14 protein-coding genes are annotated in these 14,688 nt (G+C 72.1%); 11 read left to right on the forward strand and 3 right to left on the reverse strand.

What is annotated here, in order from left to right; genetic code table 11:
* Window positions 1–121: 121 nt before the first annotated feature.
* The 6 genes from otnK (at window position 122) to QFZ75_RS01440 (ending at window position 5,959) form a co-directional block, all read left to right on the forward strand.
* On the forward strand, window positions 122–1,390 hold the full coding sequence (otnK, locus tag QFZ75_RS01415; protein WP_307533401.1) for a 3-oxo-tetronate kinase: 1,269 nt from the start codon (window positions 122–124) through the stop codon (window positions 1,388–1,390).
* Complete coding sequence (locus tag QFZ75_RS01420; protein ID WP_307533402.1) at window positions 1,387–2,028, forward strand: class II aldolase/adducin family protein; 642 nt, start codon at window positions 1,387–1,389, stop codon at window positions 2,026–2,028. The genes otnK and QFZ75_RS01420 overlap by 4 nt, the downstream gene beginning before the upstream one ends.
* Window positions 2,029–2,158: 130 nt before the next feature.
* Entirely contained in the window at window positions 2,159–3,814 is a 1,656-nt protein-coding gene (locus QFZ75_RS01425) for a PP2C family protein-serine/threonine phosphatase (protein WP_373465793.1), read from the forward strand.
* Window positions 3,811–4,935 (forward strand): B12-binding domain-containing protein, encoded by a 1,125-nt coding sequence (locus tag QFZ75_RS01430; RefSeq protein ID WP_373465794.1) that lies wholly within the window; start codon window positions 3,811–3,813, stop codon window positions 4,933–4,935. Before QFZ75_RS01425 ends, QFZ75_RS01430 begins: the two co-directional genes overlap by 4 nt.
* Entirely contained in the window at window positions 4,932–5,366 is a 435-nt protein-coding gene (locus QFZ75_RS01435) for an STAS domain-containing protein (RefSeq protein ID WP_307533403.1), read from the forward strand. Before QFZ75_RS01430 ends, QFZ75_RS01435 begins: the two co-directional genes overlap by 4 nt.
* 65 nt (window positions 5,367–5,431) lie before the next feature.
* A complete protein-coding gene (locus QFZ75_RS01440; RefSeq protein ID WP_307533404.1) occupies window positions 5,432–5,959 on the forward strand; it encodes a MarR family winged helix-turn-helix transcriptional regulator in 528 nt (175 codons plus the stop codon).
* A gap of 44 nt (window positions 5,960–6,003) precedes the next feature.
* Here the strand turns inward: QFZ75_RS01440 and QFZ75_RS01445 are convergent, their stop codons facing one another.
* Window positions 6,004–6,834: an MHYT domain-containing protein gene (locus QFZ75_RS01445; protein ID WP_307533405.1), complete on the reverse strand. Its 831-nt coding sequence runs from the start codon at window positions 6,832–6,834 to the stop codon at window positions 6,004–6,006.
* 419 nt (window positions 6,835–7,253) lie between these two features.
* The gene (locus QFZ75_RS01450) at window positions 7,254–7,679 is read right to left on the reverse strand and encodes an ATP-binding protein (RefSeq protein ID WP_307533406.1); all 426 of its coding nucleotides are present in this window, start codon (window positions 7,677–7,679) and stop codon (window positions 7,254–7,256) included.
* 223 nt (window positions 7,680–7,902) lie between these two features.
* On the opposite strand from QFZ75_RS01450, the gene QFZ75_RS01455 reads away from it, so the two are divergent.
* Complete coding sequence (locus QFZ75_RS01455) at window positions 7,903–8,265, forward strand: STAS domain-containing protein (protein ID WP_307533407.1); 363 nt, start codon at window positions 7,903–7,905, stop codon at window positions 8,263–8,265.
* Between the two features lie 559 nt (window positions 8,266–8,824).
* Here QFZ75_RS01455 and QFZ75_RS01460 read toward each other — a convergent pair.
* On the reverse strand, window positions 8,825–10,276 hold the full coding sequence (locus QFZ75_RS01460; protein WP_307533408.1) for an MFS transporter: 1,452 nt from the start codon (window positions 10,274–10,276) through the stop codon (window positions 8,825–8,827).
* Between the two features lie 164 nt (window positions 10,277–10,440).
* On the opposite strand from QFZ75_RS01460, the gene QFZ75_RS01465 reads away from it, so the two are divergent.
* The 4 genes from QFZ75_RS01465 to QFZ75_RS01480 all read left to right on the forward strand — a co-directional run bounded on the left by QFZ75_RS01465 (window position 10,441) and on the right by QFZ75_RS01480 (window position 14,668).
* Complete coding sequence (locus QFZ75_RS01465) at window positions 10,441–10,893, forward strand: MarR family winged helix-turn-helix transcriptional regulator (protein WP_307533409.1); 453 nt, start codon at window positions 10,441–10,443, stop codon at window positions 10,891–10,893.
* Window positions 10,894–11,384: 491 nt separating this feature from the next.
* Window positions 11,385–11,831, forward strand: coding sequence for a DUF485 domain-containing protein (locus QFZ75_RS01470; RefSeq protein WP_307533410.1), 447 nt, complete (start codon window positions 11,385–11,387; stop codon window positions 11,829–11,831).
* Window positions 11,828–13,438, forward strand: a complete 1,611-nt coding sequence (locus tag QFZ75_RS01475) for a cation acetate symporter (protein ID WP_307533411.1) — start codon at window positions 11,828–11,830, stop codon at window positions 13,436–13,438. The genes QFZ75_RS01470 and QFZ75_RS01475 overlap by 4 nt, the downstream gene beginning before the upstream one ends.
* Window positions 13,439–13,609: 171 nt before the next feature.
* On the forward strand, window positions 13,610–14,668 hold the full coding sequence (locus QFZ75_RS01480; protein ID WP_373465795.1) for a FecCD family ABC transporter permease: 1,059 nt from the start codon (window positions 13,610–13,612) through the stop codon (window positions 14,666–14,668).
* The last annotated feature ends 20 nt before the right edge of the window (window positions 14,669–14,688 follow it).

Raw genomic sequence — 14,688 nt, forward strand, 5'->3', positions numbered from 1 at the left:
AGATGTATCAGCAGATCCCATCTACGTAAAGTCTGTTAACATTTTTTCACACGTCCTGATCACGGAAGCACACCCGCCGGACAGGGCGGGGCACCACACCCACCCATCGCAAGGAGGCCTGATGCCGACCCTCGGGGCCATCGCCGACGACTTCACCGGAGCAACGGACCTCGCCACGACGCTGGTCGCCCGCGGCCATCGCACCGTGGTGGCCGTCGGCCCCGACAGCATCACCGACGGACCGGGGCGCACCGCGGTGGACGACGCGGACGCGGTCGTCATTGCGCTCAAATCGCGTACGGCCCCGGTCGCCGAGGCCGTGGACTCCTCGCTCGCCGCGCTGCGGGCCCTGCGGGCGGCGGGCTGCCGGCGCTTCTACTTCAAGTACTGCTCGACCTTCGACTCGACGGCCCGGGGCAACATCGGCCCGGTCGCCGACGCGCTGCTGGACGCGATCGGGGAGCGGCGCGCCGTCGTCGTCCCGTCGTTCCCGGCCACCGGCCGCACCGTCTACCGCGGCAGGCTCTTCGTCCACGACGAACTGCTCGACGAGAGCCCGATGCGCCACCACCCGCTCACCCCGATGCGCGACTCCCACGTGGGACGCCTGCTGACGCCGCAGACCACGCGTCCGGTACGGCTGGTGGGCCTGGACACCGTACGGGCCGGGGCGGCGGCCCTCACGGCGGCGCTGGACGACCCCGGTCTCGCCGACGCGCTCGTGGTCGTGGACGCCACCGAGGACGAGGACCTGCGCACCATCGCCGCGGCCACGCTGGGGCATCCGCTCGTCACCGGCGCCGCGGGGCTCGCGCTCGGCCTGGCCGGACCCCGGCCGGACGCCGCGCGCGTACCGGCCGCGTCGAACCCCGGCGATCCGGGCGTCGTCCTCTCCGGCAGCGCCTCCTCGGCCACCCGTGCCCAGGTGGCGCACGCCCGCGCCCGGCTTCCGCACCGCGCGCTCGATCTCGCCGCCCTGCGCACCGACTTCGACGCGGCGGTCGGCGAGCTGGTCGCCTTCGCCCGCGCGTGCTGGCAGCGGGACCCGCGGCGGCCTCCGCTCCTGTACGCCGTCGGTGACCTCGGCGACCTGGACGGCTCCCCCGGCGCGCCGGCCCTGGTGGAGAGAGCTCTGGCGGCCTGCGCCACGCGCCTGGTCGCGGCCGGCGCGCGGCGGCTGCTCGTCGCGGGCGGCGAGACGTCGGGCTCCGTGATCACCGCGCTCGGCGTGCGCACGCTCACCATCGGTTCCCCCATCGCCCCGGGCGTCACCTGGGCCCGGGCCGCCTGCGGGAACGAGAACGACGGGCGGAGCGTCGACGTGGCCCTCAAGTCGGGCAACTTCGGCGCCACGGACATCTTCACCGAGGCTTGGAGCGCCCTCGCATGAACGACGCGCGATCCGAACTCGCGGCCGCGGGGGCCCACCTCGCCGGGCTCGGCCTCAGCCCCGGTTCCTCCGGCAACCTCAGCATGCGTACGGAGAGCCGGATCTACCTCACCCCCACCGGCACGGACCTGGCCCGCGTCGACCCCGCGGCGCTCAGCGTCCTGGACCTGGCCGGAGCGCACCTGGAGGGACCGAAGCCGTCCAAGGAGTTCCCGCTCCACACCGCGTTCTACCGCCGCGACCCGACCGCGCGGGCCGTCGTCCACCTGCACTCCCGCCACGCGGCGGCCGTCTCCTGCCTGCCCGCCTGGAGCGAGCACAGCGCCGTACCGCCGCTCACGCCGTACTTCGTCATGCGGGTCGGCCAGACGCCCCTGCTGCCCTACGCGGCGCCGGGCGACAGCGGTCAGGCCGACGAGATGGAAGCCCTGCCCTTCCCCTTCCGCGCGGCCCTGCTGCAGAACCACGGCCCGGTGGTCGCGGGCACCTCCATGGCCCGTGCCGTGGAAGCGGCGGTGGAGCTGGAGGAGGTCTCCGCGCTCCTGCTCGCACTCGGCGGACGCACGCCCCGGCTCCTGTCACCGGCCGAGATCGCACCGCTGACGCGGAAGTACGGAGCGCCGTGGACCGGGAGGTGACCGGCCCCGCGCGGCGGCCGGCCGGGGAGGGCGAGGTTGCCAGGACGGCACGGCATGGGAGATTGTTGCCTCAAGGCAATGTTTCTTCGAGTGGATGAGGTGAGGGATTCGCCCAGCGGGTCCTCAATTTTTGGTCTCCACCACACAGCAAACCGGCGTTGACACAGAACGCGGCTCCTTCTGGGGCGACGCTCCCTACCCCGTCCTGGTCGCCGACGCGCAGGGCGTGGTCGTGCTGCGCAACGGCCCGGCCGAGGTACTCCTGCCCGCTGCCGGCCCGGGTACCCGCTTCTCGGACGTGGTTCCGGCCTGGCTGTCGGCAGCCCACGATGCGGCGCGGGCCACGGGCCCGCGGGCGGTCGGCGAGGTGGACGCACCGCTGTCGGGCGTGATCGCCGACCGCAGTTTCGAGGCGCACCCCAGCACGCGGGACGACGGAACGGTCGCCTGGTGGCTGATCGACGACACCGATCACGTGCTGGCGCGCGAGGCACTGCAGACGGAGCTGAGGCGGACCGCGTTCCTGACCGAGGCCTCCAGCGCGCTGCTCTCCTCCCTCAACCTGGAACGCTGTATGGACGTGACCGCACACCTGGCCGCGGAGCACCTCGCCGACGCGGCACTGGTGATCGCGCCGACGCACGGGCGCCGGCTCCCGGTGGTGACCTGCCTGCGCGGCGGCAGCCCTTCCCTGTCCCACGAGTCGGTGGACCCCAACGACGTGCCCGGTCTCGGCGAGGCGCTGCGCGGGTTCCCGCCGGTGCCCTCACGGTGGATCGATCCCTCCGCCGCGCCGGACTGGATGGTGCCCGAGGGTTTCGGCACGGTCGGCTCGATAGTGATCACCCCGCTGCCCGGCCACGGCGTCCCCGCCGGAGCCCTCGTCCTGCTGCGGCGCTCGGGCGGCGCGGTGTTCACCGACAGCGAGGAGGTGTTCGCCCGGCTGTTCGCCGCGCGGGCCGGGGCCGCGATGTCGGCCGCCCGCCTGTACGCCGAGCAGACCTCGATCACCGACGTGCTCATGCGGGAACTGCTGCCCCCCTCGCTGCACCAGATCTCGGGGGTGGACTACGCCGGCGGCTACCGGCCGTCCGCGGACCACGAACGGATCGGCGGCGACTTCTACGACGTGCATCCCGCCGCCGTGGACGGTGAGGCGTCCCTGGTCACCCTGGGAGACGTCTGCGGCAAGGGGCTGGAAGCCGCCGTACTGACCGGGAAGATCCGCAACACCCTGCACGCCCTGCTGCCGCTGGCCGACGACCACCAGCGGATGATCACCCTGCTGAACACCGCGCTGCTCAACTCCCACCACACCCGGTTCGCGACCCTGGTCCTCGCCTCCGCCGTACGGGCGGGCAGCGAGGTGAGCCTGCGTCTGACCAGCGCCGGCCATCCGACCCCGCTGATCGTCCGCGCGAGCGGCGCCGTGGAGGAGGCCGAGACACGCGGCACCCTGGTCGGGGCCATGCCGAACGCCCCCGCCCGCACGGCCGCCCTCACGCTCGCGCCCGGAGAGTCCTGCGTGCTCTACACGGACGGGATCACGGAGGCCGAGGGCGGGCCGATGGGCGGCGTCCAGTTCGGTGAGGCACGCCTCAAGCGCGTTCTGGCGGAGTGCGCGGGCATGCCGTCCGAGAGCATCGTGGAACGTGTCCAGATGCTCGCCTCGCAGTGGATCGGTTCGGGACGCCACGACGACATGGCCGTGGTCGTGATCTCCGCGCCCCGCACCCACCACCTCAGCGCGGTGAACGGCCACACTAGGGGCAGGTTCACGGCATGAGCATGCGCACTCCGCACCGTGCCGCCGTCGGGGACACCGTCCGGCACCTGGCCGACGAGCTGTGGGACGCCGTCTCCACGGCCGACGAGTACACCGCCACCGAGGTGGTCCTCGGCGCGTTGGAGCGCGGCGTCGACCCGGAGACCGTGCTGCTGGACGTGATCGCCCGGGTACAGCGCAAGGTCGGCGAGGAGTGGGCCGCCAACCGTCTCAGCGTGGCCCGGGAACACGCCGCGACCGCCATCAACGAACGGGCCGTCGCCGCGCTCTCCCTGCACCCCGCCACCCGTACCGCCCCCACCCGGGGCAGGATCACGGTGGCGTGCGTCGACGGCGAATGGCACGCGCTGCCCGCCCGGCTGCTCGCCGAGGTGCTGACCCTGCGCGGCTGGCAGGTGGACTACCTCGGCGCCCAGGTGCCCGCTCCGCACCTCATCGCCCATCTGCACCGCACCAACTCCGACGCGGTCGCCCTCTCCAGTTCGATCGCGACCCGGCTGCCCGCCGCGCACGCCGCGATCACCGCCTGCCAGGCCGTCGGCGTCCCCGTGCTCGTCGGGGGTGCCGCCTTCGGCCCCGACGGCCGCTACGCCTTCCTGCTGGACGCCGACGCCTGGGCACCCGACGCCCGCGCCGCCGCCGACCGTCTCGCCGCGGGCCCGCTGCCCCGCCCGCGCCGCGACCACCAGCAGCTGGACGACCTGCCGCACCTGGTCGATCAGGAGTACACCCTGATCACCCGCAACAGCGCCGCGCTGGTGCGTACCGTCTTCGCCGCCCTCGAAGCGGCGTTCCCCGCGATGCTCACCTACAGCGAACTGCAGCGCGAGCACACGGCGGAGGACCTCGCCCACATCGTGGAGTTTCTCGGCACGGCGCTGTACCTCGGGGACGAGGAACTCTTCGCCTCCTTCCTCACCTGGACCGCGCAGATCCTCACCGCCCGCGGTGTGCCCGCCCGCAGTCTTCCGCCGACCCTGTCCATCCTGGCCGGCGAGCTCAAGGACTTCCCGCGGGCCCTCCGTATCCTCGAACACGGCACCACCGCACTCACCCGCCCCGGACACGGCACCGATCCGTACGCCCCCGTCGACCGCAGCACCGCCGAGAGCCCCTCATGACCACGATGCCCCCCGCCCACCTGCGTCTGACCACGGTCGACACCGAGGACACGGTCCGTATCGAGCTCCACGGAGACCTCGACTACGACACGGCCGACAGTTTCCTGGCCGAGGTCACCACCGCCCTCGCCACCCACCCGCGCCTGGAGCACCTGCACCTGCACTGTGCCGGGCTCGGCACGGTCGACTCCATGGGACTGTCCATCCTGCTGATGGTCCGCCGCCGGACCGGCCAGGCCGGTGTACGTCTCCACCTGGACGACCGGCCGGCGGCGCTGGACCGGCTCCTGACCATCACGGGCAGCCTGGAGTACCTCACGGGGTCCTCCTCCGACGCCGCGAACTCCGCCTCCCCGGGGACGGGTGAGCCTGCGGCCGCGAGCGAGGAGACGCGGGCGGCCCGCCCCACCGGACCGGACGGCACCACCTGATGCCCCGCTCCTTGCCGACCAGCCGATCAGCTACGGGGCACGCCAGTCACACCGACGGGGAGCTCATGCCAGTACCAGACTTCGCCTCACGGGACCTCTCCCACGAGGCCACCCGGTCCGCCGGGGACATCACCGAACTCCTCGACGTGATGTGGGAGAGTGCCAGGCAGGCCACCGCCGCGGCCACCGCCCCCGCCTCCACCTCGCAACTGCGCCTGATGTACCTCGTCGACCGCGCCGACCACGAGGAGGGGGTACGGATGCGGACCGTGTGCAAACAGCTCGGTGCCGCGCCCCCCTCCGTCAGCCGGCTGTGCGACCGCCTGCAGGCCATCGGGTTCCTGGAACGCCGGCCGTGCCCGGACAGCGGACGGGAGGTCGTCCTGCGGCTGACGAGTGCGGGACGGACCCATCTGCGACGCATCCGCGAGCAGCGCGAGACGATGCTGCACCAGGCCATCGACGCCATGCCGCACGGCGAACGGCACGCACTGGCCGTGGGGCTCGCGGGGCTCCACGCCCGGCTCACCGCGACCGGCACCGCCGGGCACGACGCCACGGACGGCGGCCGCGGCACCACCTCCGCCGCCTGAGCCGCGGGGCCGTGCGGCACGCCCCGGCCCCGGCGGCCGTGCGGTCAGAGCGCGGGCCAGGACGCCGTCGGCCGCTTCTCGTGGGCGGGTGCTGCGCTCTGCGCGCCGTGGACGTCCTGGTCGTGGACGGGCTCGTTGCCGATGAGCATGTCGGGGTCGAACATGACGATCACGGCGGCCAGGACCAGGAGGAGGACCGGCCCGCCCACCATGGGGAGCAGGGAGACGAGCAGGTCCAGCGACGACTGGCCGAGGACCGCGGCGTCCGCGTCGACGTGGACGCTCATGGCGGCCATGCCGGTGTAGTGCATGCCCGTCACGGCGACGCCCATGATGACGCTCGCCGCCGAGGCGGAGGCCAGGGTGTGCAGGGACACGGCCGCCCACAGCGCGGCGGTCGCCGCCGTCACGGCTGTCAGCACCGACAGGCCGACGGTCACGGGGTCGAACGTCAGATGTCCGGCGAACTCCATCCCGTACATCCCGATGTAGTGCATCGCCGCGACGCCCGCGCCGGTGACCAGACCGGCGACACCCAGGGTGAGCGGCGAGGCGCCGCGGTACCCCACCACGAACACACCGAGGAACACCACGGCGATCGCGACGCCGAGGCTGAGGAACGTGAGAGCGGGGTCGTAGCTGATGGACGCGCCCCGAGCGGTGAATCCGATCATGGCGATGAAGTGCATCGTCCAGATGCCCGACCCGATGCAGATCGCACCCAGCGTGAGCCACGGGGCTCTGCGGCCCCGGCTGCCCATGCGTACCGACCGCGTCGTGCAGCGCAGGCCCAGGGCCGAACCGGCGCAGGCCATCAGGAACGCGACGACGGGAGTGATCGTTCCGTAGTTGAACTGGCTGACCGTGCTGTTCACCGAACGCCTTTCGGACCGCTGGCCCCGTACGGGGTTCCGCTCGGGGGAAACCTTTCTGCGAGGTCGCCGAAGGCGCCCCGGTCACACAGACCTGCGCGGGGGAAAGCGTCGGAAGGTCCCCTGGTCCGCGTATGACCCGGGACGGTCCGAACGGACGGACGGGCCGGGTTCACCGGCACCCGCATCCGATGCGCCCCGGAATCCGCTCCGGGACCGTACGGCGCCGGAACGCATGACAGCCGGTCATGCGGGGATCTCGGGGAGTGAGGGGGGAGGTTCATGGTAGGCAGGCGCTCCCCGCTTGTCACTGCGGGTCCCGTGGCGCAATCAAATCGAGACTTGTGCCGTCATATTCCGTCTGCATGCCTTCATGGGCATACTCCGCACATACGGCGCAAAGCGGTGCAGGAGGGGAGGTCTCACCGCGCTTGCGATCCGGGAGTGCCGTCGGGCCGGTCGGCCAGGGCGATGCGGGCCGTGATGCGCTTGCCCACGGACTCCTGCCGAATGACGAGTTCCTCGGTCACGGCGGCGACGATCTCCAGGCCGTGCTGGCCGATCCTGCCCGGGTCGGCGGTCCGGGCCGTGGGGACGGTGGGGTCGCTGTCCCGCACGGTGACGTCCACGGCGTCGGCGGTGATGCGCAGCTCCATCAGGACGGGACCGGGCGCGTACTTGCGGGCGTTGGTGACCAGCTCGCTGACCACCAGCTGGGTGAGGTCCATCGCACGCTCCGACACCGCCAGTTGGTGGTCGGTGCGGGCCCGGGCGAGGAAGTCGACCGCGTGGTGCCGGGCCTCGGCGATGCAACCGTGGTCCCCGCCCAGTGCGTAGCCCGCGCGCATCAGGTACCCGTCTGAGGCTATACAGCCGTCGTCGCCGGCATGGGATCCCACTGGCCTCGCCCTCATTCCCCGTTCACGTGCGCACCACTACAGGTCTTGCGTACCCCCGTGCCACAGGAGGTGTCGTTCGGCACAACCACCCGGGTGTATTCGGCCCGGGCGGTGGGGCAGAATCGTCCGTGCAGGTTCTGACCCGGGGTAAGCCTAATCAGTCGAGGAGACTGTGACCGACATACAGAACGGGAGCCGGCCCGGCCGGCTCTCCATCGAACACTCCGACATCGACAGCGTCCGTGTCGTGACGGTGCGGGGCGAGATCGATCACGCCGTGAGCGGTGTCCTCGGCCAGGCCCTGCTGGTCGAGGACCACGAACCACCGCGGATCGTGGTGGACCTCAGCGGTGTGACCTTCATGGACTCCAGCGGCATCAACGCGTTCATCCTGGCCCACCAGGCCGCGAGCGGCGCCCGGGGATGGCTGCGTATAGCCGCCGCACAGGAGCCGGTCCTGCGGGTGCTGCAGCTGGTCGGCGTCGACGCCCTCATCCCCTGCCACCCGACCGTCGAACAGGCCGTACGCGGCTGAACGCCGCGGTCGGCTCCGCCGCCCTGGCCCCTCGCCCCCTTCGTGACGTACGTCCGCCGCAGACACGGCCCTGCCCGGAGTGCGGACAGGATGCGTTCGCGGTGGCAGGCTGGTGGGGTCCGGTCACCGCCTCGTTCGTACGGCGGCGGCCGGGGCGCGAGCCGTCGGGGCTCCCCCTCGATCGATCCTCGCGCGAGATGCCCTCCGCGGCGCACGACGGCGGGAGTTGCCCCGCCGGCACACCCGGAGAGCGGAGGCTGGAGCCGCGTTGTCGGCGATGCGGCTCCAGCCGACCGGGACCGTCCGCACCGCCCGCCGTCCTGGCCGCGGATCACCGGCCCCGTACTCACCCCGGTTCCGTCCGGCACCTGGCACCCGGCACCTGGCGGATCGTCTTCGGGCTTCCGTCCAGGGCTGCGTCCGCGTCATGCCCGGGCGGCGGACGGGGGTCTCGGCCGGGGTTCCGGTGCGGCGGGTCACGGCGGTCGTCCCGTGTGCGTGCGGCCCCGGGACTCGGTCATGAGTCCCGGGGCCGCACGCACACGGCAGGGCGGCAGGCTCAGACCGCGGCCTGTTCCGACGCGCCGGCCCGGTCGGCCGTGGCGCCGTCGGCCGTCCCGACGCGGGCGGCCGGGATGAGCGCCGCGATGACGGCGGCCACCAGGGCGACCCCGCCGCCGATGATCAGCGCGGTACGGAACCCGTCCTCCGAGGTGATGCTGAAGCCGCCCATGGTGACGACGTTCTGGGAGAGGACGACGCCGACGACGGCGGCGCCCACCGAGGTGCCGAGCGAACGCATCAGCGTGTTGAACCCGTTGGCGGCGGCGGTCTCGGACAGCGGCACCGAGCTCATGATCAGGGCCGGCATCGCCCCGTAGGCGAGGCCCACGCCGCTGCTGGTCACCATGAGGACCAGCATCAGGCCCCAGGCGGAGCCCATCAGCGCGAGCGACAGGCCGTAGCCCGCGGCGATCACGAGGATGCCCGAGACCAGCGTGAACTTCGGGCCGCGCGCGTCGGTGAGCTTTCCGCCGAACGGGGAGACGATCATCATCATGATGCCGCCGGGAGCCATCCACAGGCCCGCCGCGAGCATCGACTGCCCCAGTCCGTAGCCGGTCTCCTCGGGGAACTGCAGCAGCTGCGGAACGATCAGCATGCCGGCGTACATACCGAAGCCGACGAAGAGCGAGGCGGCGTTGGTGAGCAGTACGCGAGGGCGGGCCGTGGTGCGCAGGTCGACCAGCGGGTCGCGGGTGCGGGTCTCCCACACGCCCCAGGCGAGCAGCACCACGACGGCCGCGGCGAACAGCCCGAGGGTGGTCCCCGAGCCCCAGCCCCACTCGGCGCCCTTGGAGACCGCGAGCAGCAGGCAGACCAGGCCGACGCCGAGTCCGATCGCGCCGGGCGCGTCGAAGCGCTGCCCCTTGGCCGCGGCCGGGACGTCCGGGATCAGGAACCAGATCAGGAGGGCGATGACCAAGGCCAGGACGGCCGAACCCCAGAACAGCACGCGCCAGTTGGCGTACTGGGCGACGGCCGCCGCGATCGGCAGGCCGAGCCCGCCGCCGATGCCCATGGACGCGCTGACGAGCGCGATGGACGAGCTGAGCTTCTCGGCGGGTATGACGTCACGCAGGAGCGCGATACCGAGCGGGACCATGCCCATGCCCACGCCCTGCAGGCCACGGCCGACGATCATCGGCACGACGGACGACGACAGCGCGCACACCACCGAGCCCGCGACGAGAGGGACCGAACAGGCGAGGAGCATCCGCCGCTTGCCCAGCAGGTCGCCCAGCCGCCCGGTGACGGGCACGCAGACGGCCGCCACCAGCAGCGTGACCGTGATCACCCACGCCGTGTTCGAGGCCGTGCTGTTCAGGATCTTCGGCAGGTCCGCGATGAGCGGCGTCACCAGGGTCTGCATGATCGCCGCCGTGGTGCCGGCGAAGGCCAGCGTGGCGACCACCCCGTTGGCGTGGGGGGAAGTCGGTGGGGTTCCCATCAAGGGACTCCTCGCATCTCTTACGGGCTAGTGGAGATGCAGTCTACATATCTTATGCATCATGCATGTCGCGTGCCTGATACACAGCCTGTGCGAGGATGGAGCCGGGGCCACCGCAGAACGAGCCGCGCCGGCCCCGTCGGCACAGCGGAGGGCAGTAACGCATGGGCAGGCCAACGTACGAGGTCGAGTACGAGCAGATGCTGCTCGGCAGGCACGCCCTCGCGGCGCACGGCGGTCGCAGCAAGGAGAGCGTGCTGGAGCGGAGCTCCTACATCCTGCTCAGCCGCATCCGCGTCCAGGGACCCATGTCGATCGGCGAGCTGAGCGACGCGTTCGGGCTCGACGCCTCGACGCTCAACCGGCAGACCGCCTCGGCCATGCGCGCCGGACTCGCGGAGCGCATCCCCGACCCCGACGGCGGACTGGCCCGCAAGTTCCGCATCACGGACAAGGGTGCCCGGATCCTGGACGAGGAGCGGGAGCGGACGATCGGTTCCCTGGACCGGGTGATGGCGGACTGGTCCGACGAGGACATCGCCGAGTTCGCCGTCTATCTGCGGCGGTTCAACACCGGCATCGAGCGTCTCGGCGGGCGGCCCTGGCCCCGCCCGTGACGGCGGCCGGCGGACACGGCCGCGCCGCTCGCTCGGGTCAACTTCCGCCGCCGGCACGGCAGTAGGGCCGCGCCGGGTTCGCCGGGACCGCGGACGGGTACGCATGAGCCCTATGCGGGAGACGGAAACATGCCAGGTGCGGGGCCGCGCATCCCGGCGCCCGCTCCACAGGCCGCGCATCCTTCGCAGACCGCCCACGCTCCGGAGACCGCACACCCCCGGCCCGCGTACGCCCCTCGGGGCCGAAAGCCCTTGCCCCTGAGGCACCGGACGATCCCCGCGAGGACTCACCCGTCCCTTCAGTCCCGTCCCCCACCCGTCGGCAGAGCCATCGCCCACGGCCTCCGCCACGGACACGCGCGAACCAGCCAGATCGCCCAAAAAGCCTCGGATACGGATCTCGCCGAATAGCGTGCGAGAAATCGAACACCTCTCCCCACCTCCCTGCGGTCCGCGCCCCCGCGGACCCCTGCCGCGCTAGGAGAACCGGGATGTCCGACGACCCCATGGATGCGTACGCCCCCCGGCCGCACCCCGCCGACCGGCCCGCCAGACATCCCACGAGCGTCCCCGCCTGGGCCACCCCCGAAGAGCACTTACCCGAGCGCGCGGCGCTCCCCGCCGGGCCCGCGCCCGGGCACCACAGGGACTTACGCGTCCTGCGCCGCGCCTACCGCCGGCAGCGCCGGGTCGCCACCTTCACGGTTCTCGGCTACTTCACGCTCTTCCTGATCCTCTCCGCCCGGTCCCCGGACTTCATGACGCGGCCCGTCACCGGGGGTCTGTCCACCGGCATGGTGCTCGGCCTGGTCCAGCTCCCGGTCACCTGGCTGGCGATCGTGCTCTTCGAGTACACGGCGAACCGGTTCGTCGATCCCCTCGCGCGCCGGATGCGGCAGCGTACGGCCCTGCTCGCCGAGCGGGAGCCGGGTCGATGACCGAGTTCAGCGGCACCGCCCAGACGTGGTCCCTGGTCGCCTTCTGCAGCGTCGTCACCGTGACCCTCCTGCTCTGCGTCATCGCGGGTCCGGACCGTGACGACCTCGACGAGTTCTACACCGGGTACCGCTCGCTGTCCCCGGTGCGCAACGGCCTCGCCATCGCCGGCGACTACATCTCCGCCGCCACCGTCCTCACCATCGGCGGCGTCATCGCCCTGTGCGGCTACGACGGCGTCGTCCTCGCCCTGAGCACCCTCCTGTCCCTGCTGCTCCTGATGTTCCTGCTGGCCGAACCCCTGCGGAACACCGGCCGCTTCACCCCCGGGGACGCCATCGCGCGGCGCATGCCGGGACGCGCCGTGCGTATCACGACGTGCGTCGTGACCATCGCCTCGCTGATGCCGATGATGCTGGTCCAGCTCGCCAGTACCGGCCAGTTGCTCGCGTTCATCCTCGGCTTCAGCAGCGCCACCATGAAGACCGGATGCGTCGTCGGGGTCGGCGGGCTGATGATCACCTATGCGGCCATCGGCGGGATGAAGGGCACCGCCCTCATCCAGATCCTGAAGATGGTGATGCTCCTCGGCTCGGGAGCGGTGGTCGCCGTCCTCACGCTCCGCGCGTTCGCCTGGGACCCGGGAGAGCTGTTCGGCAGGGCCGCGGAACGCAGCGGCGCCGGGACGGCGTTCCTGCGCTCCGGCCTGCAGTTCGCCGGGGGTCCGCACGCCGACCTGGACATGATCAGCACACAGTTCGCCATCGTGCTCGGCGGCGCGTGCCTCCCCCACGTGACCATGCGCATGTTCACGGCGGACAGCGCACGGCAGGTACGCCGCTCGATGTCCTGGGCGGTGTCGTCGGTCGCCCTGTTCATGCTGGTCATCACCATCGTCGCGACCGGGGCGACCGCGCTCCTCGGCCGGTCCGGGATCACCGCGGCCGACCCACGCGGCAACACGGCCTACCTCCTGGGCTCGCGGGCGGTGTTCGGGACGCACGTCTCACGGGCCGAGACCTTCCTGTTCACCACCGTCACGGCGGCGATCTTCCTCACCCTGCTCGCCTCGGTCGCGAGCATGATCCTGGCCTGCGCCAACTCCCTGGCCCACGACGTCTACGCAAGCCGCGCCACCTCCCGGTCACCGGTACGGGAAATGGCCGTCGCCCGCATCTCCGCGCTCGCGGTCGGCATCCCGACGATCGTGCTCGCGGGCCTCATCCAGCACCGCAGCCTCCAGCCCCTGGCGACCCTGTCCTTCTGCCTGGCCGCCTCGGCCATCGCCCCCGCGCTGATCTACAGCCTCTTCTGGCGGCGCTACACCCGAACGGGCCTGCTGAGCACGCTCATCGGCGGTTCGCTCGCCGTCCTCGTGCTGATGCCGGGCACCCGGCTGGTCTCCGGGACACCCATGGCGGCCTTCCCCGGGGCGGACTTCAACTGGTTCCCGTTCACCACCACCGGCCTGGTGTCCATCCCGCTGGGCTTCGCCCTCGGCTGGCTCGGCACGATGCTCTCCGGCCGCCGCGGGGCACGGCAGGGAAAGAAGGAGTACGAGCGGATCGAGACCAGGATCCTGGCGGGCCCGGAGCGCAGGCCGAGATGACCCCGTCGCACGCAGCGTCCTTTTTCGATGTTAGGTTTGCCTTACCTTACTGAACGGAACTCGCTGTTCCGTAAATCTGCGCTGCCCGCGAGCGGGCGGACAAGGAAGATTTCCCGTGCGCTTCGTACCGTCGCCGCCCCGTCGCGGCACGTCCCCCCGGATACGCGTCGCGTGACCGTCTCCCTCTCCCCGCCGACACCCGCCGACACCTCGCGCGAGCGGCGACGCCACGGCAGACCCGCCCTGGGCGCGGGCCTGTTCGCGGCCGCCCTGGCCCTGGCGGCCATGAGCCTGCTGAGCCTCGCCGTGGGTTCGGGGCACGTGGCCCCGCACGACGTGGTGGCCGGTCTGTTCAGCCCCGACCGTTCCGTCCACGGCCAGATGATCATGCAGGAGGTCCGCCTCCCCCGCACACTCGCCGGGCTGCTCGCCGGGGCGGCGCTCGGCGTGGCCGGGGCCCTGATGCAGGGTGTCGCCCGAAATCCCCTGGCGGATCCCGGTCTGCTGGGCGTCAACGCGGGCGCTTCCGTCACCGTCGTCCTCGCGATCAGCGTTCTGTCCCTGACCGAGCCGGCGCAGTACATCTGGTTCGGTTTCCTCGGGGCGTGCGTGGCCGCCGTGCTCGTCCACGGCATCGGCAGTCTGGGCCGCGAGGGCGCGACTCCCGTGAAACTGGCCCTCGCCGGGGCGGCGACCACCGCCGTACTGGGCTCGCTCACCAGCGCCATGCTGCTCACCGACAGCCGGACGTTCGACCAGTTCCGGTTCTGGCAGGTGGGCGCGCTCAACGGCCGTGACATCGATGTCCTGTGGCAGGCGCTCCCCTTCATCGCCGTCGGCGGTGTCCTGGCTCTGCTGCTGGGCCCCTCCCTCAACGCCCTGGCCCTCGGCGACGACATCGCGCGCGGCCTCGGGCAGCGCATCGTCGCGGTCCGGCTGGCCGCCGCCGCGAGTGTCGTGCTGCTCTGCGGCGCGGCGACGGCGATCGCGGGGCCGATCGGGTTCCTGGGCCTGGCGGTTCCGCACGCGGCCCGGCTGATCACCGGTCCCGACTACAAGTGGGTCCTCCCCTACAGCGCGCTGCTGGCACCGGCCGTGCTGCTCTTCGCGGATGTCGTGGGGCGGCTCGTCGCCCGGCCAGGTGAGGTACAGGTCGGCGTGATCACCGCCGCGCTGGGCGCCATCCCCTTCGTCCTGCTCGTCCGCCGCCGGAACGTGGTCGAACTGTGAACCGCACGACAGCGTCCGGG

This window comes from Streptomyces sp. V3I8 (assembly GCF_030817535.1).
Classification (GTDB): Bacteria; Actinomycetota; Actinomycetes; order Streptomycetales; family Streptomycetaceae; genus Streptomyces.

Coding starts and splice junctions, on each gene's coding strand:
- otnK (WP_307533401.1), top strand. CDS start 122: ATGCCGACCCTCGGGGCCATCGCCGACGACTTCACCGGAGCAACGGAC.
- QFZ75_RS01420 (WP_307533402.1), top strand. CDS start 1,387: ATGAACGACGCGCGATCCGAACTCGCGGCCGCGGGGGCCCACCTCGCC.
- QFZ75_RS01430 (WP_373465794.1), top strand. CDS start 3,811: ATGAGCATGCGCACTCCGCACCGTGCCGCCGTCGGGGACACCGTCCGG.
- QFZ75_RS01435 (WP_307533403.1), top strand. CDS start 4,932: ATGACCACGATGCCCCCCGCCCACCTGCGTCTGACCACGGTCGACACC.
- QFZ75_RS01440 (WP_307533404.1), top strand. CDS start 5,432: ATGCCAGTACCAGACTTCGCCTCACGGGACCTCTCCCACGAGGCCACC.
- QFZ75_RS01450 (WP_307533406.1), bottom strand. CDS start 7,679: ATGCGCGCGGGCTACGCACTGGGCGGGGACCACGGTTGCATCGCCGAG.
- QFZ75_RS01460 (WP_307533408.1), bottom strand. CDS start 10,276: ATGGGAACCCCACCGACTTCCCCCCACGCCAACGGGGTGGTCGCCACG.
- QFZ75_RS01465 (WP_307533409.1), top strand. CDS start 10,441: ATGGGCAGGCCAACGTACGAGGTCGAGTACGAGCAGATGCTGCTCGGC.
- QFZ75_RS01470 (WP_307533410.1), top strand. CDS start 11,385: ATGTCCGACGACCCCATGGATGCGTACGCCCCCCGGCCGCACCCCGCC.
- QFZ75_RS01475 (WP_307533411.1), top strand. CDS start 11,828: ATGACCGAGTTCAGCGGCACCGCCCAGACGTGGTCCCTGGTCGCCTTC.